General features: G+C 62.1%; 15 protein-coding genes and 1 pseudogene. 9 read left to right on the top strand and 7 right to left on the bottom strand.

Annotated elements, in window-relative coordinates; genetic code table 11:
- Positions 1-14: 14 nt before the first annotated feature.
- From mhpD to HWX07_RS16830, 3 genes are read right to left on the bottom strand one after another with little or no spacing between them, the layout of a single operon-like run.
- Positions 15-803, bottom strand: a complete 789-nt coding sequence (gene mhpD / locus HWX07_RS16820; RefSeq protein WP_175877009.1) for a 2-keto-4-pentenoate hydratase — start codon at positions 801-803, stop codon at positions 15-17.
- The gene (locus HWX07_RS16825) at positions 793-1,761 is read right to left on the bottom strand and encodes a 3-carboxyethylcatechol 2,3-dioxygenase (protein WP_175877010.1); all 969 of its coding nucleotides are present in this window, start codon (positions 1,759-1,761) and stop codon (positions 793-795) included. Before HWX07_RS16825 ends, mhpD begins: the two co-directional genes overlap by 11 nt.
- 1 nt (position 1,762) lies before the next feature.
- On the bottom strand, positions 1,763-3,610 hold the full coding sequence (locus HWX07_RS16830; RefSeq protein WP_175877011.1) for a bifunctional 3-(3-hydroxy-phenyl)propionate/3-hydroxycinnamic acid hydroxylase: 1,848 nt from the start codon (positions 3,608-3,610) through the stop codon (positions 1,763-1,765).
- 165 nt (positions 3,611-3,775) lie between these two features.
- Here HWX07_RS16830 and HWX07_RS16835 point away from each other — a divergent pair, with 165 nt between their 5' ends.
- From HWX07_RS16835 to HWX07_RS16880, 9 genes are all read left to right on the top strand, one after another.
- Positions 3,776-4,588 carry a DNA-binding transcriptional regulator gene (locus HWX07_RS16835; protein ID WP_175877012.1) on the top strand — a complete coding sequence of 271 codons (813 nt, stop codon included), beginning with the start codon at positions 3,776-3,778 and terminating at the stop codon, positions 4,586-4,588.
- 344 nt (positions 4,589-4,932) lie between these two features.
- Positions 4,933-5,343: a TIGR02594 family protein gene (locus HWX07_RS16845; protein ID WP_175877117.1), complete on the top strand. Its 411-nt coding sequence runs from the start codon at positions 4,933-4,935 to the stop codon at positions 5,341-5,343.
- Positions 5,344-5,387: 44 nt separating this feature from the next.
- A complete protein-coding gene (gene yfcF, locus HWX07_RS16850; protein ID WP_175877013.1) occupies positions 5,388-6,020 on the top strand; it encodes a glutathione transferase in 633 nt (210 codons plus the stop codon).
- Between the two features lie 168 nt (positions 6,021-6,188).
- Positions 6,189-6,773 (top strand): LysE family transporter, encoded by a 585-nt coding sequence (locus HWX07_RS16855; RefSeq protein ID WP_175877118.1) that lies wholly within the window; start codon positions 6,189-6,191, stop codon positions 6,771-6,773.
- Positions 6,774-7,216: 443 nt separating this feature from the next.
- On the top strand, positions 7,217-9,769 hold the full coding sequence (locus HWX07_RS16860; RefSeq protein ID WP_175877014.1) for a type VI secretion system Vgr family protein: 2,553 nt from the start codon (positions 7,217-7,219) through the stop codon (positions 9,767-9,769).
- Between the two features lie 10 nt (positions 9,770-9,779).
- On the top strand, positions 9,780-10,583 hold the full coding sequence (locus HWX07_RS16865) for a DUF4123 domain-containing protein (protein ID WP_012338537.1): 804 nt from the start codon (positions 9,780-9,782) through the stop codon (positions 10,581-10,583).
- 30 nt (positions 10,584-10,613) lie between these two features.
- Positions 10,614-13,190 (top strand): T6SS effector BTH_I2691 family protein, encoded by a 2,577-nt coding sequence (locus HWX07_RS16870; protein ID WP_175877015.1) that lies wholly within the window; start codon positions 10,614-10,616, stop codon positions 13,188-13,190.
- A 12-nt stretch (positions 13,191-13,202) separates the two neighbouring features.
- Positions 13,203-14,171 (top strand): DUF6708 domain-containing protein, encoded by a 969-nt coding sequence (locus HWX07_RS16875; RefSeq protein ID WP_175877016.1) that lies wholly within the window; start codon positions 13,203-13,205, stop codon positions 14,169-14,171.
- Complete coding sequence (locus HWX07_RS16880) at positions 14,168-14,452, top strand: PAAR domain-containing protein (protein WP_175877017.1); 285 nt, start codon at positions 14,168-14,170, stop codon at positions 14,450-14,452. Before HWX07_RS16875 ends, HWX07_RS16880 begins: the two co-directional genes overlap by 4 nt.
- A 363-nt stretch (positions 14,453-14,815) precedes the next feature.
- On the opposite strand, the pseudogene HWX07_RS16885 reads toward HWX07_RS16880, so the two are convergent.
- The 4 genes and pseudogenes from HWX07_RS16885 to HWX07_RS16900 form a co-directional block, all read right to left on the bottom strand.
- A pseudogene (locus tag HWX07_RS16885) lies at positions 14,816-15,251 on the bottom strand (transposase); the annotation flags it as partial.
- Between the two features lie 75 nt (positions 15,252-15,326).
- Positions 15,327-16,769: an efflux transporter outer membrane subunit gene (locus HWX07_RS16890; protein ID WP_175877018.1), complete on the bottom strand. Its 1,443-nt coding sequence runs from the start codon at positions 16,767-16,769 to the stop codon at positions 15,327-15,329.
- A gap of 18 nt (positions 16,770-16,787) precedes the next feature.
- The gene (locus tag HWX07_RS16895; protein WP_175877019.1) at positions 16,788-18,362 is read right to left on the bottom strand and encodes a DHA2 family efflux MFS transporter permease subunit; all 1,575 of its coding nucleotides are present in this window, start codon (positions 18,360-18,362) and stop codon (positions 16,788-16,790) included.
- Between the two features lie 13 nt (positions 18,363-18,375).
- Positions 18,376-19,470, bottom strand: coding sequence for an HlyD family secretion protein (locus HWX07_RS16900; protein ID WP_175877020.1), 1,095 nt, complete (start codon positions 19,468-19,470; stop codon positions 18,376-18,378).
- Positions 19,471-19,487 lie beyond the last annotated feature (17 nt).

Here is a 19,487-nt window from a genome sequence, read left to right on the forward strand (position 1 = left end):
GATGTCTCCGTCGGTCATTCGCTGAAACTGGCGCGCACACTTCCGAGCCCTTCGATGTGCGCGGTATAAGTGCCGGCCGCCTTTACCGCGACCATCGGGCCAAGCGCGCCCGTCAGCACGATGTCGCCCGCGCGCAGCGGCGTGCCGAGTCGAACCATCCGATCCGCGAGCCACGCGGCCGCATTCAGCGGATTGCCGAGGCACGCACTTCCATTGCCGCGTGAAAGCACTTCGCCGTCCTGCGCGAGCGTCATGGCACACGCGCTCAGCTCGATATCGCGCAGCAGCACCGGCCGGCTGCCGAGCACGAACAGCGCGCTCGACGCGTTGTCCGCGACGGTGTCGAAAAACCGGATGTCCCAATCGCGGATGCGACTGTCGACGACCTCGATCGCGGCCACCGCATACGCGGTCGCGGAGATCAGATCCGCGAAGGTGTGTTTCTCGGCGGTCAGGTCGCGTTCGAGCACGAGCGCGATCTCCGCTTCGACCTTCGGCTGGATCAACGACGCAAGCGGCATCGGCTGGCCGTCGCCGTAAGCCATCGACGCGAACAACGCGCCGAAGTCCGGCTGATCGACGCCCAGTTGCGTCTGCACCGCGGGCGAAGTCAGGCCGATCTTCCTGCCGACGACACGCTCGCCGTTCGCCTTGCGCAAGTCGTTGTTGATCTGCTGGATCGCGTAGGCGAGTGCCGCGTCGCCTTCGGGGCACGCGTCGCGTAGCGGCGCGATCGTCCGGCGCGAGGCCTGCGCTTCACGCAGGCGCTCGGCCATCGCCAGCATGCTGTTGTCATTCGTCATGGCCGTATCTCCTGGAAAGGGCCTGTTCTCGCGCGTGCATCGCGCCGAAGCCCGCGATCCACTCCGGAATCGCGCGGTAGTAATCGATCGATGCCGCGTAAGGACCGCTCGCCGCGAGCGCGCCGAATGCGGCAACCCATGTACGGATCTCGTGCGCGGACTTGCCCGCATCGCGCGTGATCGCATCGTTCGTGAGGCCATCGGCGGCGGTGATTTCACCGCGCTCGAGCAGTTCGAGAAACGTGCGGTCCCATGCGGGATTAAGCGGATGCAGGCGGCTGTCGCCCGCCGCGAATGCCTTGGCCGCCGCGACGGTGCGGGATTGCCGCGCGTCGCGCGACGCCGGTGACGGGTTGCGCCCCGCGATCAACCGTTCCGCGACGACATCGTCCGCGCCCGCGATTTCCGGCACCGGCGGCTCATGCGAAATGCCGCCCGAGCCGATCAGCAACACGCGTCGGTTCATCCGCGCGACGGCACGACCGATCGCATCGCCGAGCAGCCGTGCGCGGCGGCACGACGCCATCGGCGGCGCAACCGAGTTGATGAAGACGGGCACCACCGGATAGCGGTCGATGCCGCCCGTGAGTACTTCGAGCGCTTGCGCGCAACCGTGATCGACCTGCATGCGATACGACACGGCTACGTCGATCTCGCTCGCGAGCGTTGCATCGGCAAGCGCGAGCGCCACATCGCGCGCGACGGGCAACGGGCCGGCCGCGCTGCCGAAATCGCCGATGGCCGTCGCGCTCACGCCGATGCAGAACTGCGGCATCACGTCGTAGAAAAATCCGTTGTAGTGGTCAGGCGAGAACACGATCACCAACTCCGGATCGAACGCGTCGACCCGTTCGCGCGCCGCGCGCTGCACCTGCTCCACTTCCGTGATGACCGCGGGCTCCGGATCGAAATAGCCGTGCAGCGGCGAGTGCGACATGCATTCGAGATGGATCGGCATCTCAGGCCCCTGCCAGGTCGGCGACGTGCGCGAACGTCGCGTCGTGGGTCATTGCGCCCGTCGTCATCGGAAGTGACAGCCGCTGCGCAAGCTGCGACACGCAATCCGATACGCATTGCGGCGAGCACATGCCGGCCACGAAGCGGTCCGGCCGCAGCAGCACGACCGATTCCGGCACGCGCGCGAACCAGTCGCGCAGGCGAGAGTCGACGTCGCCAATGGCGATCACGTCATCGGGTACGTCATCGTGGAACGCGAGCTGAGGGTCGGGCTTCGCGATCACGAAGCATCCCCCAAGCGCGCTCCAGATGCGGCGCGCCTCTGGAGTGAGGCCGAAGGTCGGGTCCGTGCCCCATCCCACGATCGCGAAGCGATTGCCGATTGCATCGTCGAGCCGGACGATGCTGCCATCGGCGAGACGCACACGCGGCTGGATGAACATGCGGCCCACGGGCGTGCCAGCTTGCGCATCGCGGCCATGCACCATGCGCCCGATCAGCGATTCTCGCTTCTCGCTCATCAGGCCGACCAGCCGCCCGAATGCGCCGTGCCCCCGCTTCGCGATCAGGCGTGCGAGCAGGCCGTCGGATCGCTCGCGTCGAGCCAGCAGCACGACGCCATCTTCATAGCGCGGCATCGGCTTGAAGCGCATCTCGACGAAATAGCGCTTCACGGAAGGCAGCACGTCGAAGCAGCGCACGAACGCGTCGCGCACTTTCGATCCGAAGAAGCTCGTCGGCGCGAAGATGTCACCCGCGACCTCCGACAGGTGGATCATCGAGCGTGCATGGGCGCGCCGCTCTAGCGTGTAGGTATCGAGCAGCGCGTCGTGCGCCGTGCCTTTCACGACCATCGCGAGCTTCCAGCCGAGATTGCTCGCGTCGCGAATGCCGCTGTTGTAACCCTGCCCCTGCCACACCGGCATGATGTGCGCGGCATCGCCCGCGAGCAGAATGCGCTTCACGCGGAACGTGCTCGCGAGCCGGGCGTTGTGCGTATAGACCCGCTGACGAATGTAGTCGACCTTGTCGGGATCATCGACAACCCCGCGCACCAACGCCGCCATGTTCTCCGGCTTCGACAGTTCCGCTTCCGTCTCGCCGGGCATCACCATGAATTCGAAGCGCCGGATGCCGTGCGGCAGCGCCGCCGACACATAGGGGCGCCGCGCGTCGCAATGCAGATAGACATGCGGAGAACCGATCGGATCATTGCGCACGTCGATCACGATCCATTGATTCGGCTTCGTGCGGCCTTCGAACGGCACGTCGAGCGTCCGGCGCACCAAGCTGTTGCCACCGTCCGCGCCGACCATGTACGCCGCGCGGATCGTCGTCTTCACACCGTGCGCATCGGTCGCCTCGATGGTTACGCCGGACTCGTCCTGCGCGAAGCTGTCGACGGTGTGGCCAAGCAGCGTCGACACGTTTTCGAAGCGCTCGAGGCCGTGGTACAGAATCTGATCGGCGAGCGGCTGGATGAAGGCGTTGCGGCGCGGCCAGCCGAACTCGTCGGTGCGCGGCTCGATCGACGCGAAGCACTTCCCGTTCAGCGTGAAGCGCATCCAGTGATTCGGCGTGGTGTGCGGAAGCAGCGCGTCGGCCAGGCCGACCGACTGGAATACGCGCAGCGCTTCGTCGTCGAGTCCGATGGCGCGCGGATAGTCGATGATCTGCGCGAGCTTCTCGATCACGACCACGCGCACACCCTGCAGGCCGAGAATGTTCGCGATCATCAGGCCGACCGGGCCCGCGCCGATGATGGCGACATCGGCGTCGACCGAGCGATGTGTCGTTTCGTGAGGATGAGCGCGGCCGTTGCCGGCCGCCGGTTCAAAGGCGGGGCGCATGCTTGTCTCCTGATTGGGCTTGTCCGATGTGCTGAACCTGCGAAGCATTCGGCTCTCGGTCGTTCAGCTTATGAATGCAGTTTATGGGCCGCCGAAAACGCCCTCAACAAATTCTCCAGAATGTGCATAGAATGCACACGATTGATTCAAAAGGGATTTTTTGACGTGACAACCTATACGAACGTGCGTGGACTCGCGCGCGGCCTCCAGGTGCTGCGGGCGCTGAATGCGATGGAAGATGGACGCGCGACGAGTCAGCAGATCGCCGATCTGACCGGCCTGCATCGCACCACGGTGCGCCGTCTGCTCGAAACGTTGATGGAGGAGGGGTTCGTGCGCCGCAGCACATCGGACGACAGCTTCCGCCTGACGCTCGCCGTGCGCTCGTTGAGCGAGGGATTCACCGATACCGAGCGCATCGCGACCGTGGCGCCACCGATCATGGGCCAGCTACTGCAGCGCGTCGCGTGGCCATCCGATCTGACCACGCCCGATGGCGACGCGATGATCATCCGCGAGACGACCCATCGCTTCAGCCGGCTGTCGTTTCATCGTGCGATGGTCGGGCGGCGTTTGCCGATGTTGCTGACGGCTGCGGGCCGCGCTTACTTCTCAATGTGCCCGGACGAGGAGCGCGAGGATATTCTGGAACTGTTGCGCTCCGGCGCGGGCGGTGACGAGCAACAGGCGCTCGCGAGAAACGATGCGCTCGTGCGCAAGCTGATCCGGCGCGTGCGCGAGGATGGTTTCGGATCGAATCACGGCGACTGGACAGCGCAGGCGAAAATCGGGGCAGTCGCTGTCGCGGTCAGCGCAGACGAACGCGTGATCGCGAGTCTCAATGTGGTCTTCCTGTCACGCGCGGTGAGTCTCGAAGATGCCACTCGCCGGTATGTGCCCGAGCTGCAAAAAGCGGCACGGGATATTGCCGAAGCATTGAGGCAGGAACCGGCGGCGCGTCCTCGTGCGTCGACGTAGGCATCCAGCCCGTCGGGAACCGAACGGTCACGCGAATGGCTATGAGCCGACCTCGCCGGACGGTTGAGAATGGCCGAACCGAGTCAGACGATCGGACGCTGCCTGTTTGGTCTGGTGCCGCCTTAAACTGACCTGGCTGGCGCTGCGCAACGTCGTTACCATATGGACCGGTTCCCGGCGCGACTGGAAGAGCGCCATGGCCGAGTTCGCGCTGCTTTACCCGGAACGATTCAACATTGGAGTCTGAATCTCCACGCGCCTCGCACACGGAATTCCGGATACCTCCGAACGGCATGACCCCATCGAACCCTGAGAGCAAAGTGAAAGCTGCCCACCCGCCGTGGATGCCCATCGCGCTGGCCGAACTCGGCATCCGTCGCCACCCGCCCGGCAGCATCAATCCGCGCATCGTCGAATACAACAATCAGACGAACCTGGTCGGCTACGACGACAAGATTTCCTGGTGCTCGTCGTTCGTGAACTGGTGCATGGCGCACGCCGGATTCCGCGGCACCGGCTCCGCGCTCGCGCGCTCGTGGCTGGAATGGGGCAAACCGCTGGAGCGCCCGGTCTACGGCTGCATCGCGATCCTGACGCGTGACGACCCGACGAGCTGGAAAGGGCACGTCGGTTTCTACCTGCGGCACGACGCCGAACACGTTCACCTGTTTGGCGGCAACCAGCTGGAAGAGGTTCGGGAACTTGCGTATCCGTTGCATGAGGTGATCGGCTATCGTTGGCCGGCTACCGAATGACCGTGTAGCGGTAACACACAACAATCCAGAACAAGGAGCCCGCAGTGCAAACCGGCAATCTCCGCCTCTACGCGGATGCGCAATACACGAGCCCTTATGCGATGTCGGTCTTCGTCGTGCTCCAGGAAAAGTCGCTGCCGTACGAACTGGTGACTGTCGATCTCGGCAACCGTGCGCATTTCGCGCCGGACTATGCGGCGACGTCGCTGACGCAACGCGTGCCGACGCTCGTGCACGACGACTTCGCGCTGTCGGAATCGTCGGCGATCACCGAGTATCTCGACGAGACCTTCCCGGGCACGCGGCTCTATCCGGCCGATCCTCGCCAGCGCGCGCGGGCGCGGCAGGTGCAGGCATGGCTGCGCAGCGACCTGATGCCGATCCGCACGGAACGGTCGACCGAAGTGCTGTTCTACGGCCCGTCGAGCGAGCCGCTGTCGAGTCTCGCGCAGGCCGCCGCGCAGAAGCTGTTTGCGGCCGCCGACAAACTGCTCGCGCCGGGCGCGGCGAACCTGTGCGGCGAATGGAGCATTGCCGATGTCGATCTGGCGGTGATGCTGAACCGTCTGGTGCTGAATGACGATCCGGTGCCGCGGCGCCTCGCCGACTATGCGCGTGCGCAGTGGGAGCGAGCATCGGTGCAGCGGTGGGTGAAGTTGACACGTCCGGCGCTGTAATTCGCGGACACAGGAGGCATATCGGTGGCGCGAAAGACGACGCGGCGCGCCGGCACGCCGTACGCGCCGAAAATCGGCCAACTAGATTTATCCGGCTTCCACTTTCGCGACGAATCCACCGTAGCCGTCACGAGCTATCTTTCTCAACTCGCCGCAGTCGGCGGTGTGATGTTGCTGGCGTGCGTCAGCCCCGGCCCCGACCTGATCGCCGTTTCGTCCCATGCGCTCGGCAATCGCAGCGCGGGCTTACTGGTTGCGTTGGGCATTGCGTCGTCGCATGCGGTCTGGGCGGCGATGGCGATGTTTGGGCTCGGGCTCATCGTCGCGAAGCTTGCATGGCTGTATGAGGCGATCCGCATCGCGGGCGCCGCGTACCTGATTTATCTCGGTATCAAGACTTTGTCGGGCCCGCGGCAGTCGACGCAGCAAGCCGAATCCGCGAGCCAGCCAATCGTTCGCGGTGGCGTGCACGCCTATCGAAAAGGGCTGCTACTCGGCTTGACCAATCCGAAGGCCGCGGCATTCTTCGGCAGCCTGTTCGTCACGTTGCTACCCGCACACGCACCGGCGTGGGTGCCCGGCGCGACGTTGGCCGTCGTCGTCGCCGTCTCGATGACTTGGTTTTGCACGGTCGCCTTGCTGTTCTCGACGAACCGCGTGCAAGTCGGTTACGCGAAACTGCGCAAGCCGATCGACGCGGTGATGGGGACGATCCTGCTGGGGCTCGGCGCGAAGCTGGCGCTGGACCGGTAACACAGTGATGAATGTGATCTGGGGCTGAGGTTGCAATGCTCCATAAAATTTGGTTGGCCTGTTATTTCTAACAGGTCTTTCTTCTCGGTGGCAACGTTCATCAGCAAAATCGAGTAACTCGACATGGTTGCTCGGAGGCCAATTTAGCGTGCATTTTGTAGAATCGCACATGCTCCTGAAGGAGGCGACGCGACCAGGCTTTTCTATCCTGGATAGCGCCAAAGTCGATCCGCTGCTTGTTTCGGCGTTAATTTATGTAAGAAATACCAGTATTGCCGAGGCGAAGGATTAAAAATCATTGAAACATAAAATGATGTCGGTTGTCGGGAGATTGTTTTTACGTTTGTTATCAAAGCGAATAGGTTGTTGTGGCAAAATCTCTTTCGACCTTTCGCGCCGCCTCCGATGCGCGTTCATTTTTTCCTCCAGAGGAGATATTCGAAATGGGTAGGTTGCCCAATTCGTTGATGCTTGACGCGGGTATCGAGCAGACGAACCGAGCGCTCGTCCTGGAAACGCCCCTCGGGGCGAAGGTACTGTTGCCGCAACGCGCCATGGGCGAATCGCGCGTGGGCCGGGATTTCGATCTCACAGTGGACGTCGTGTCCCGGGAGCGCGCGCTTCATTTGAAGAAGCTGATGGCGCAACCTGTCACACTATGGGTGCGTCAAGCCGACGAGTCGTACCTGCCTTGGCATGGCTACGTCCATGCAACGCGACGCCTCGGAGCGGACGGAGGACTCACTTACTATCAGCTTTCGTTTTCGTCGTGGATGCGCTTTCTGCAGTACCGCAAGGACGCGCGCATTTTCCAGGACTTAACGACCGCCGACATCCTGACTAAAGTGTTCAGCGGCCATTCGCAGGCGCGCGGTCATTTCCGGCTCGATGTGAAAGACCCGGGCGCGGTTCGCTCGTACTGTACTCAGTACGAAACCGACCACAATTTCGTCCATCGGTTGATGGAGTCGGAGGGATGGTTCACGTATGTCGAGCATGCAGAGGACGGTAAGTCGCATACGATTGTCGTGACCGATGATCTCTTCAATTGCAAAGCGCTCGCTACCCAGCGAGTACCGTTCTATCGCGGCGACCGAGACGGCCAGGCTGGCACACTCGTCGAGTGGAGCGGCGAGCGTACGACGCAAAGCGTCGGATATGCGTTCAGCACGGCGGATTACAAACGTCCAGCGCGCACGTTGCAGCGGGCGGACCGGTCCACGGTTGACCAAGGCGATATCCCGCAGGAGTTGGAAGTCTACGAATACGCGGGCCACTATAGCTTTCCGGTCACGGGCGAGTCCTACGACCGTGGCGAGCGCGCTATGCGAATTCGGCTGGAAGAGATGGCCTCGCGCAGCAAACGGTTTTTCGGCGTGGGCAGTGTTCCATGCATGGACGCCGGTCGATGGTTCACGCTCGAAGACCATCCCGAGCACGACGCAGACAAGCCTGAGGACCGCGAGTTCGCGATTCTTGGCGTGCGTTGGGCTATCCAGAACAATCTGCCGCTGGGCAACAGCCGCCCCTTTCCGGGTAGCCTGCAGCGACGCCTGTCGCGTCTGCGTGCCGAATACAAGGACCGGCAGGCCGCATTCGTATCGAAGGACCCGTTAGGCAATGAAAGTTTCGTGCTGGCCGAAATCGAGGTCCAGCGCCGCTCGGTGCCATTCCGCAGCCCGTTCGAGCACAGAAAGCCGGTCATGCATATGCAGACCGCCACTATCGTGGGGCCGGCGGGTGAGGAGGTGTACACGGACGAGTTGAACCGGGTGAAGGCTCAGATGCACTGGGACCGTCTGGGGAGCAATAACGAGACGTCATCGTGCTGGATGCGGGTAATACTGCCGCACGCCGGCAAGGGATTCGGCGGTGTGTTCGTCCCTCGAATCGGGCAGGAAGTGGCCGTCAATTACCTCGACGGGGATTGCGACCGGCCGGTCGTCAGTGGAGTGCTCTTTCACTCTGTCAACACGCCACATTGGCATTCGAACGGCCTGCTGTCCGGTTTCAAGTCGCAGGAGTACAGCGGTCAGGGTTTCAATCAACTCGTCTTCGACGACTCCACGTCGCAGAACCGGGCGCAGCTTTTCAGCTCGACGGCGAATTCGTATCTTCATATCGGCTATCTCATCGACCACAGCGGCAATACGCGGGGCAACTACCTTGGCACCGGCTTCGAACTGAAGACCGAGGCGTCAGGTGCACTGCGGGCCGGACGCGGGCTCTACGTATCGACCTACGCCCGTGGCGGCACGTCGAGTCAGCCGCTGGATGTGAAGGAAGCCACGCAACACCTTATCGATTCGAGCGGCGTGATTCAGCATCGCTCACTCGCTGCTGCTGACGGCCAGGCTGAGACCCTGGACGATGCTCAGGATGCCATCAAGAACTTCGCTGCGACGACGCAGAGCGATGCACAGGGCTCTATGGCGGGTGGCAGAACAGCGGGTGGCGGCACCGGAAGCGCCAATGCGTTTTCGCAACCTGTCATGTTGCTTGCGAGCCCGGCTGACATGGGCCTGTCGACGCAGAAGTCGCTCCACGCAGCAGCTACGCAGCACGTCAATTTGGTTAGCGGAGAGAGCACCTACGTTTCGGTGGCGAGGTCGTGGATTGCCAGTATTGGCGAGAAATTAAGCTTCTTCGTGCAGAATGCCGGTATCAAGCTGTTTGCCGGCAAAGGCAAGGTCGAAGTGCAGGCGCAGTCGGACAACATCGAACTTACGGCAGACAAGACTGTAAAGGTCGTGTCCACTTCCGATTCGGTGAACGTTACAGCCCAGAAGGAAATCACCCTTACCGCCGGCGGCGCATCGATTCGCATCGCCGAAGGTAAAATCTTCATCCATGCGCCGGGGCTGGTCGAGGTCAAGGGCAGTCCGCTCATCTTCGATGGCCCGGCGGGCGATAGCGCGTCGGCGCAGCTTGCGCCTTCAAAGTCGTGCGCCCAGCAGTTCGCAGCCGCGGCCCAGGCCGGCTCGGCACTCGTGTAGGGCGGTCGGTATGGTTCACTACGTTATCGTCGAAGTCGTGAACGGGAAGCCCGAGTTGCCTGGTGTGCCGCCGGTCTATGAAGTCGGTGAGTTGGTTCCCGCTGCGCGTCCCGAACTCGAGGGCGTGGCGCCCGTGCTGTACTGTGCGGAGCATCCCGAACTGCAATTGCCAGCGTTGAGAGAACGTGCCGAATCGGACCTTGAGAATGGCTTGCCGCCAGTCGTTTGCGCCATTCTCGAATGCGGAAAGGCGACGGGCCGGCTTCAGCAACATCTGTCGAACCGGTTGATACTGCAGGCGCCGATTTCGGGCGATGCGGTCTTCCGCTACTACGACCCGCGCGTGTTTCCGCACTTGGGTCGCATCTTGAAGGCCGAGCAGATGGATGCGCTTCTGGGGCCGGTTGCAACGTGGACGTACCTCGACCCCGTGAGCGGCTGGACGGTGGTCAATGGCGCAGCCGAACCGGAAGCCGCCTTCGCGGTTACTGCGGACCAGCACGCACGAATTGCGCGCATCGAGTTGGTTCAGCGCGGGCTTGACCTACTCCGTTGCAATGGTACGGCGCCTCGTCCCGATATGTCGGCGCTGCTCGACGCGCAACTTGCAAAAGGAGAGGCTCATGGGCTCGCCGGTGGGGACCTGCTTGCTTTTGCACTTCACGGCACACTCGTTTCCCCCTGCTTTGACCGTCACCCGCGTGTTCGGGCCATTCTGCAGGCGCCGCGGAAAGGCCCGTATGCTGAAGCGGTAGCGAACTGGAGCGCGGCAGACTGGGAAGCGATTGCTCGCGAGAGCATCCAATATCAATGAGCCCGGGTGGCGGCACGAGAGAGATAAAGAATGGCACTCGACACGAATTTTGCGAGTATTTCGCAGCTCACGCAGTCCGCGATGCAGACCAGCTCGCGTGCGCCGAATTCATGCAACATGTGCAAGAAGAAGGGATTGCCGATTCTGCCTGTCCGCTACGGGGTCGTGGCCAACTCCAAGGCTCACAGCTCTGCTGGCGCGATGTCGCTCATGGGCGGAAAGTTTGGCGACGGCGTCGTCGGCATCGCGCTCAAAAAGGCAAAGTACACGCTGCGCACCCTGCGCTACGGCTACGTGTATATCTTCTATCCAAAGACACAGCGATGGCAGATATACGCGGTTACGGCAGAAGGATACTTGTACGACTATCCGGTCGGCATCAAGCTCGACCGTAGTTTTGAGAAACCGTTCAGTTGCCACCAACCTGGGCATGCGCAACTGGCTCAATGCATCACCGTTGAAGACGCCGAACATGCCGGAACCGTGTATCTGGCGTTCAGCGATGAGCTTTGGACACAGAAAGTCCGAGACACCTACGCGAAGAACTTCATGGGTTGTCGTGACAAGCGGATGCAGAAGTTCGATGCAACCGCCTGGTATAACGGCAGCATGAACCAGCCGCACGCGGATAGCGTGGACCATCTCGAGGGGCTACTGAGCGAATACAAGGGCGGTCGTCCCGATGCGCTCGTTACCGGTTGCTTTCCGTACCATGACCGTGCCGGGCAGCAGCCGGCCCTAAAAAAGGCGATGGATTCCATACTGCCGGACAAGGGGCTGTTCTTCGCGTTGTGGGACCCGGTTGGCATCACGCAGGAACTCAATTTTGAGCAGCGCGTTGCTTTCGGCGCAGTGCTTGCGCCGTATGAACACGGAATATGGGCCGCCAGCGCAATCGACGCGCTGCAAAAGGCGGTCGCGGTTTCGGCGAAAGAGGACGTGGAACGTGCCGCCGGCATGCTGGAAGCCAATACTTATGAGGGCATGGGCCTTGGGGCTCTGTTCGATGGTGGCAAGGCGCTCGAGAAGCGGCTCAAAAGCATTGAGGCGCAGAAGGAGTCTGAACTTGCAACAGCCGGACCGGAAGCATGGAAGCCCTACACGACCCACTATCGGCAGCAGGCTATCGTCGACTTTCGGCAACAGATGGCGAACGCGATGAAGTCGGAGCAGGCGAGCACGCTTATACCGCTGTCGCAAGACCATCAGGCGTGGCTGTCCAGTGCCGCATTGCTGAACGTTTTCGAGTCGGATTACGAGCCGGGAAGCTGGAGATGTGGGCTGAACTATACCAACACATTTACGCGATGCATCGAAGGCTCGGCTGACCGCAAGAATGCCGTCGATGTGCTCGTCAAATGGGCTAAAGGCAGCGTATCTGATACTCGCAATCCATTGTTGCGGGCGTTCGTTCTGAATAGTCCAGTGTTGGCCGAGAAGGTCAAAGAAGTCTCTAGTTATCCGTATATGGAGCTGAGGGAGTTTGTGGCGAAGCTCATCGAGTCATATAGCAAGATAGAGCAGGTGGAAGAGTCTAAGGATAAGGGCATCAAGGTCGCTGTTGCGAAGGCGTTGGCCTGGCTGCTCCATGAGACGGGTGGGCCCGTGGCTGAAGCTATCAGCGCGAGTGTAGATACGGCTGCAACCAAAGTGCTGTATGCGACTCTGTGCATGCGAACGAAACAGCTGTTCGAGTTTAAGGTCGTATACGGTTCGGTAAACCAATGGGTGAACTACATCGCCCGTCAGATGCAGGAAGTGATGCCGGGCCGGCAGAAAATCAGTGTCCAGGACCTGAAAAAGCAGCTTCAGGACAAAGCCAATGCAGGCGGAGGCGCCGACCCGCAAATTAAGGCGAAGCAGTTCGTGCCAGTCGAAAGCCCGGCGACAGAGGCAGCTGCCCTGGCAAACGTCAAGGCCAAACCCGGCTTCGAGAAGTTGGCCAGCGCGACGCTGACGCCCGATGTGGTCGAGACAATTTACATGCCGAAGTTCCGGCTTATGGCGAAGGGGGAACCCGGGTTCGCTGGCATCGGAGCGATATTCAGTGCCATCAATCTTCGCTTTGCTCGGGAAGAGTTGAAGAAGTCGAACCGGTTCAATCAAACGGAAGCCGGCGTCAAGTTCGACAACGCCATTGGTGGGCTCGTGGCGAGCGTGGCGCAATATGGCTCGGCTACGATTGGTGCCTTCGAAAAGGCGGGTGCTCAGTTGGGGGCTGGCTGGCGAGGATTGGCAGGCGCCCTCGAGTTTGCCGGAAAGTTTGGTGGCGCAGCGGTTGGACTCATATCTGCGGCGATTGACGGCTATCATGCGGTGCAGGATTTCAAGGAAGGGAACCTGATGATGGCTTTCCTGAATACCGCATCAGCGGTTGTAGGTCTGGCTCTTGCTTTCTCTGTCGTCTTCCTTTCTGCCTCTGCTGCGGCTGTTGTTGCCTTGCCGCTTCTGCTTATCGCTGCCCTCATTGGTATCCTCATCAACTACTTCAAAGGAAAGGAAGTGGATGAGTGGCTCGAACGATGTTTTTTTGGGTTGAAAGAGGCCAAAGACCGGTTTCCGACTCTGGCCGAAGACCAAAAGGCATTTACGGCAATGCTTTCGTGATGGAGAAAAGAGATGGCATTTGACGGACTCTCGTGGTACCGCCTGAATCGGCCGGTCAGCGAGGAAGAACAGGCTGCTCGCCTCGCAATCGGACAGCCTGCGTCTGACACGCCCAAGGATGATCGTTCCGTATTCTCGATGAGCGATACCTGTCTTGAGGTCCGCGATGGAACCTACTCGGAGAAGGGCTGGGGTGTTTTTGCCTTTATGCTGCCAGGGCTCGGCTCGTTGGCATTCACGGCGGCCCTACTTTGGATGCTGACTCATATACCTCCAATCTATGAGCAGCGAGGGCAGCTTGGGCTTGTCTATGGTGGGTTTGGCTTTTTCCTGTTTGTCGGGCTTTGCTTCTCGGGACTTGGCATTTGGGCATTGACGCGCGACTGTTTCAGCTACACCAGCAAACCTGTCCGCTTTGACCGGCGGAACCGCATGATTTATGCGTTCAAGCACAATGGCCCTGGCGGGGTTGTATCAGTACCCTGGGATAGTGCCTTCCTATACGTTGAACGCAAACCCAGAAAGGGCCTCGCGCGCACCACGCCGCGTATGGTTCGCTGCCTTGTTCTTGACGACAAGGGACTGGTTAAGGACACGTTTTCGGTAGGAACGCGAGTCGTCTTGGCATTCGATGAGAGCAGTGTGGGGGGCCAGGAGGTCATGAAAATCCTTTACCAGGACTTCGAGTTCTACCGACGCTTTATGGAGGAGGGTCCCGCTTCCGTGCCGCCCGTGACAGAGTTCCTGCCGAGGGGGGCCTCCCTGCGCAATTCGCTTAGGTTGAATTTTGAAGGCTGGTCTGCCCTGACTAACTCGCGCAATCCGATGGTGTGGCTGGTAATGGGGATTGGCGCACTTCCAGCATTGATTTTCTCTCTGATGCAGTGGTTCGCCCAACTGACTTGCCGCGAACCTGTGTGGCCCGAAAATATCGAACGTGCATGCAATGCCGAGGCTCCGTCCAAGAGGCTTCCTGTATGAGCCGACGGTTCATTCGTCAGGGCGATAAAACTGACCGCAACGGTGTTGTGGTCGACGGTATCGCCGGGACCTCGTTGCAAGGCCAACCTTTCGCTTATCTGGGCGCCCCGGTTCAATGTCCCGCCTGTGGCATGACGGGTGTCATCATAAGCGACGGCTCGCCACGCGCGATGACGATGATGGGTAAGCAGCTCGCATTAGAGAACGATTTGTGCCAATGTAAATGTGAGCCACTGCCGAAGCTGATGTCGTCCCAGACTCTCGGTTCAATAAAGACATGACGATGCGTCGCTGCCTGTTGCAGGGCAACGGGCGCGGTTGTTGAAACGTATCAGCCACGGGCTCGTTGCCGCTCGCGATGAGTTGTACGGTCATTTCCTATCATGATGCAGACGACTGCAGGGTTGGTGTGCGAAAGATGCACGATCCGCTTGATAGCCATATAGCCGATGGCGCGCCAAGGCGACGGCGCATGACCGTGAATGGCCACCTTCGCAGTGGATGACCATCGATACGATTTCTATCGGTCGGGCTTCGACAAAGGAGTGAATCGCCTGAGCCTGCTCCGCGGTGAACGTGCGGGCGAGTTTGTCCCGCGGCCTCTTCGATAGATTCGGGTTCAGGAAATTGACGTCCGTAAAGCTCAGTCGCAGCAGATGGCCCTGAATCAAGCGTGCGTTCATGCCGCGCGCATACATGCTGATGACGTGATCGTCGAAGCCGGGCAGCCGGCATTGATACTTGCCGGCCAATTGCCGTTCGAACGTTGCCTGCCGGTCATGCGGAATATCCAGCTTCAGTTCGCCGCTGGGGCGTGAGGAACGTCTTGGTGCGGGTGCCATTGCGGTGGTTGCCGGCCTTGCCTTGCTCGGTCCCGGCTTCCGGATGGTGGCTCATCTCGGCCGTGAGCATGCGCTTGGCCAACTGCTTCCTGAGCTGGCCGGCCAAGCCCCGATTCGCCCAGGATCGACTCGGCGTTCTTGCCCTGAACCTGGGCAAGCAACTGATCGTCAGTTCGTCGGGAAACACCTTCGGTGCCTTCGGATTCTTGCTCTTCTTGATCACTGTTGCATCGGTCATAGGACGTTAGTTCCGTTATCGTTTCATGACCTCGGCACACTAAAAGTCTGACAGGCTCCCGCATTGTGATCCCGCCTAGTTTTTCGCCACAGCGTCAGTTTCCGTCTGTGTTCCCCCCGCCGCGTCATTCCTGCTCCACCCACCCCCAAGCGACCGATACAACGCCACCGCCGCCAGCGCATGCTCGCGCTTGAGCTGATTGAGCGAATCCGAATCGCGCAGATAAACCTCCTGCGCCGACAGCACATCGAGAAAATCCGTCGCGCCGCCCTTATAAAGCTGATTCGCCAGCCCAAGCGCTTTATCGGAAGCCGCCAATGCGCTATCGAGTCGCCGCGTTGCCTCATCGGAGCTGACGAGATTCGCGCGCGCATCCTCGACTTCCCGCAGCGCTTGCAGCATCGTCTGCCGTAACCCGAGTTCCGACTCGCGCATCCGGCTTTCGCTCTGCGAGATATCGGCGGTAATGCGTCCCGCGTTGAAGATCGGGCTCGTCGCACTCAGCGCAGCACTGAACAGGTTATCGGTCAACGTCGGCAACCCGAGATACGAAGCTGCCAGAATCCCGTCCGTCAGGTTCAACGAGAACTTCGGATACCGCTCGGCCTTCGCCACGCCGACTTGCGCGGCACGCCGCTCAACCTGCGCATAGGCAGTCAGCACGTCCGGCCGCCGCAACAACGCCTGCGAAGGCAGCGTCCCCGGCGCGCCAACCGGCGGCGCGGGAATCTCCCCGGCCTGCGCCAGCAGGAGCCGATCGACCGATTCCGGCGTCCGCCCCGAATACACCGCGATCAGATTCAACTGATGCGAAATCTGCGCCTGCGCCGGCGGAATCCGCGCTTCGAGCGCATCGAGCTGGTTCTGCGCACGCGTCACGTCGAGTTCCGTCGACAGCCCGAACGCCTGCCGCTTGCGCGTGAGTTCGAGCGCATGCTGCCGGATCTTCGCGTTGTCCTGCAGGATCTTCAGTTCCTGCTGCGCCCAGCGCAGATCGACATACGCGGATGCCGCGTCCGCTGCAAGCGCGAGGCGCATCGCATCTTCCGCATGCTTTTGCCCGACCAGCTCCGCTTGAGCGGCCAGCAGATCGAGCCGTTCACCGCCGAACACATCGGGCGACCAGCTCAGCGCAAACCCCGCACCAGCCTGCCGCACATAACCGAGCGGCGGCGGCGTGTTCTGCCGCGCGTCGGCCGCATGCGCGGTCGCGTCGAGTTCGGGGAGCAGCACCGCGCGTTTCTGCACGGTCAGCGCCTGCGCCTGCTTCACGCGTTCGGCGGCGGCCTGCAGATCGAGATTGCCGTCGAGCACGGTCGCGATCAGCCGGTCGAGCACGGGGTCGTGGAACTGCGACCACCAGGCGGCGGCATCGATGTCCGCGCGCGGCACGTCGGTATCCCACGCGGTGGGCGCAAGCGTCTGAACGGAGTCGTTCAGCGCCGGATGCTGCGCGGGCTGCACCGCACACCCGGTGGCGAATGCGCTGACGGCCAGCGCGACGAGTAGCTTCTTCATGATGATGATCCCTGGGCCTCAGTGCGCGTCCGGCGGCGGCGCGTTCAACGTAATGGGTTTGGAAAACACGACGGCAAGCAGCGCGACGACGAAGCACAGCGACAGTGCGTAGTACGCGTCCGCATAGGTCAACGTCAGCGCTTCGCGATAGATCAGCCGATGCAGGTTCGCGAGCCCGGCCTGCGCGGTGTTCAGCGTATTGCCGGCCACCGAGCCCCAGTACGCGGCCTGGCGATCGAGCAGCGATGCGACCTGCGGTTCGCCGGCGCTCACGTGCTCGTTCAGCCGCAGATAGTGAAAATTCAGCCGGTCGTTGAGCATCGTCGCGCTCACGGCGATACCGATCGCGCCGCCGAGGTTACGCATCAGGTTGAACAACCCGCTCGCCGATTTCAGGCGCGACTGCGGCAGCGAACCGAGCGCCATCGTCACGATCGGCGGCACGCTGAACTGCTGGCCGATGCCGCGCAGCGCCTGCGGCAGCAGCAATTCCCGCCAGCCCCAGTCGTGCGTGATCGGCGTGTACAGGTAGCAGCCGAGGCCGAAGCAGATCAGCCCGAACACGAGCAGCGCACGCATGCTGACGTAGCGCGCGGCGAACGCATACGCACATAGCGCGATCAACTGGAACGCGCCGACCGACAGCAGTGCGATACCGATCTGCAGCGAGCTGAACGCACGCACCTGCGCGAGAAACAGCGGGGTCAGGAAGACGGTCACGAAGATCCCGATGCCGGTCACGAACGACAGCAGGCTGCCGATCCCGAAGTTGCGCACGGCGAGCGCACGCAGGTCGACGATCGGATCTTTCGCGGTCAGCGCATGCACGATGAACAGGAAGCCGCAGATGCCGGAGATCCACGCGCAGATCACGATCGCGTCGTCGCCGAACCAGTTCTTGCGCGGGCCTTCCTCGAGCACGTATTCGAGGCAGCCGAGGAAGCCCGACATCAGCGCGATGCCGAGATAGTCGCCGCGCTTGATCAGGCTGAGATCGGGTGCGTCGATATGCACGTAGCGCGGCACCAGCGCGGCTACCGCGATGCCGGGCACAAGGTTCAGGTAGAACAGCCAGTGCCATGACCATTGGTCGGTGATCCAGCCGCCGATCACGGGGCCGATCGCCGGCGCGAGGGACGCGAGCGCGCCGATGGTGGTCGATGCGATCAGCCGCTGCTTGCCGGGGAACAGCACGAACGCGGTGGTGAACACGGTCGGGATCATCGCGGCGCCGAGCGCGCCCTGCATCCCGCGAAACAGGATCATCGAGTTGATGTCCCACGCGAGCCCGCACAGCATGCTGGTGATCGTGAAGCCGACGGCCGACGCGGCGAACAGCCAGCGGGTCGACATCACCTTCGACAGCCAGCCCGACATCGGGATCACGATGATCTCGGCGATCAGGTACGCGGTCTGCACCCACGACAGTTCGTCCTGGCTCGCGGACAGCCCGCCGCCGATGTCGCGCAGCGACGACGCGACGATCTGGATGTCGAGCGTCGCCATGAAGAAGCCGACGCACATCAGCGCGAACGCGAACACGCGCTGTTTGGTCGGTTGCGACGCGGGGTCGCCGGAAAACGCGGTGGTCATCGTCGGCTCCCGCTCAGTTCTTGTGATCGGTATGCACGGTCACGACCGCGGACAGGCCGGGGCGCAGCACGTGTTCGATGCCGGGCTGCGGATCGAGATGCACGCGCACCGGCACGCGCTGGACGATCTTCGTGAAGTTGCCGGTCGCGTTCTCGGGCGGCAGCACGCTGAAGGTCGCGCCGGTCGCGGGCGCCAGGCTGTCGACGCGGCCATGCAGTCGCGTGCTCGACGCATCGAGCGCGACGTCGACGCGGTCTCCCGCGCGCATCTTGCGCAACTGGTCTTCCTTGAAGTTCGCGTCGATCCACAGGCCGGAGGCCGGCACGACCGTCAGCAGCGGTACGCCGACGTTCGCGAGCATGCCGACGCGGCCCGTGCGGTTGCCGACGTAACCGTCGACCGGCGAGCGGATCGTCGTGTATTCGACGTTGAGCGCCGCGACGCGCTGTGCGGCGAGCGCGGTGTTCACGCGGGCCTGCGCATCGGCGAGCTGCGCACCGAGCACGTCGAGTTGCCGCTTCGACGCGAGCAGCGCGGCGTCGCTGCGTTCGACGGCCGCGCCGGCCTTCGAGTAGTCGGCATCCGCGCGCTCGACGATCTGGTTCGATACGGCGTCCGACTTCACGAGTTCGCGGTAGCGCACGCGGTCCGACGCGGCGCGCGTCAGTTCGGCGGACGACGCGTTCTTGTCGGCCGCGTGCTGGCCGATCACCGCGAATTGCAGCTGCTGCTTCGCTTCGAGTTCGGTCACGGCGGAGCGCGCGCTGTCGACTTCGGCGCTGGCCTGCGCGAGCTTCGCGTCGTAGTCGCGCGCATCGAGCTGCACGAGCACGTCGCCGGCCTTCACGCGCTGGTTGTCGGTCACGAGGATCTTGTCGACGAAGCCGTTGACCTTCGGCGCGAGCACGGTCACGTCGCCGCCGACATACGCGTCGTCGGTGCTTTCCTGAACGCGCAGCACGAACAGCCAGTCGAGCGCGGCGGCCGCGACCACGACGACGACGGCGCCCACCGCGATGCGCATCCACGGCACGCGGCGTTGCTGCTTGGCGGGCCGTTCGGTTGTGGCTGCTTCGCGCGACGAGGCAGCGTCTTGGGTCGTATCCATCGATTCACCTATGTATA

The sequence above is a fragment of the Burkholderia sp. BCC0097 genome, assembly GCF_902832985.1.
Lineage (GTDB): Bacteria > Pseudomonadota > Gammaproteobacteria > Burkholderiales > Burkholderiaceae > Burkholderia > Burkholderia orbicola.

Coding starts and splice junctions, on each gene's coding strand:
- HWX07_RS16855 (WP_175877118.1), top strand. CDS start 6,189: ATGTTGCTGGCGTGCGTCAGCCCCGGCCCCGACCTGATCGCCGTTTCG.
- HWX07_RS16825 (WP_175877010.1), bottom strand. CDS start 1,761: ATGCCGATCCATCTCGAATGCATGTCGCACTCGCCGCTGCACGGCTAT.
- HWX07_RS16865 (WP_012338537.1), top strand. CDS start 9,780: ATGGTTCACTACGTTATCGTCGAAGTCGTGAACGGGAAGCCCGAGTTG.
- HWX07_RS16880 (WP_175877017.1), top strand. CDS start 14,168: ATGAGCCGACGGTTCATTCGTCAGGGCGATAAAACTGACCGCAACGGT.
- HWX07_RS16860 (WP_175877014.1), top strand. CDS start 7,217: ATGGGTAGGTTGCCCAATTCGTTGATGCTTGACGCGGGTATCGAGCAG.
- HWX07_RS16830 (WP_175877011.1), bottom strand. CDS start 3,610: ATGCGCCCCGCCTTTGAACCGGCGGCCGGCAACGGCCGCGCTCATCCT.
- HWX07_RS16845 (WP_175877117.1), top strand. CDS start 4,933: ATGCCCATCGCGCTGGCCGAACTCGGCATCCGTCGCCACCCGCCCGGC.
- mhpD (WP_175877009.1), bottom strand. CDS start 803: ATGACGAATGACAACAGCATGCTGGCGATGGCCGAGCGCCTGCGTGAA.
- HWX07_RS16870 (WP_175877015.1), top strand. CDS start 10,614: ATGGCACTCGACACGAATTTTGCGAGTATTTCGCAGCTCACGCAGTCC.
- HWX07_RS16890 (WP_175877018.1), bottom strand. CDS start 16,769: ATGAAGAAGCTACTCGTCGCGCTGGCCGTCAGCGCATTCGCCACCGGG.
- HWX07_RS16875 (WP_175877016.1), top strand. CDS start 13,203: ATGGCATTTGACGGACTCTCGTGGTACCGCCTGAATCGGCCGGTCAGC.
- HWX07_RS16895 (WP_175877019.1), bottom strand. CDS start 18,362: ATGACCACCGCGTTTTCCGGCGACCCCGCGTCGCAACCGACCAAACAG.
- HWX07_RS16900 (WP_175877020.1), bottom strand. CDS start 19,470: ATGGATACGACCCAAGACGCTGCCTCGTCGCGCGAAGCAGCCACAACC.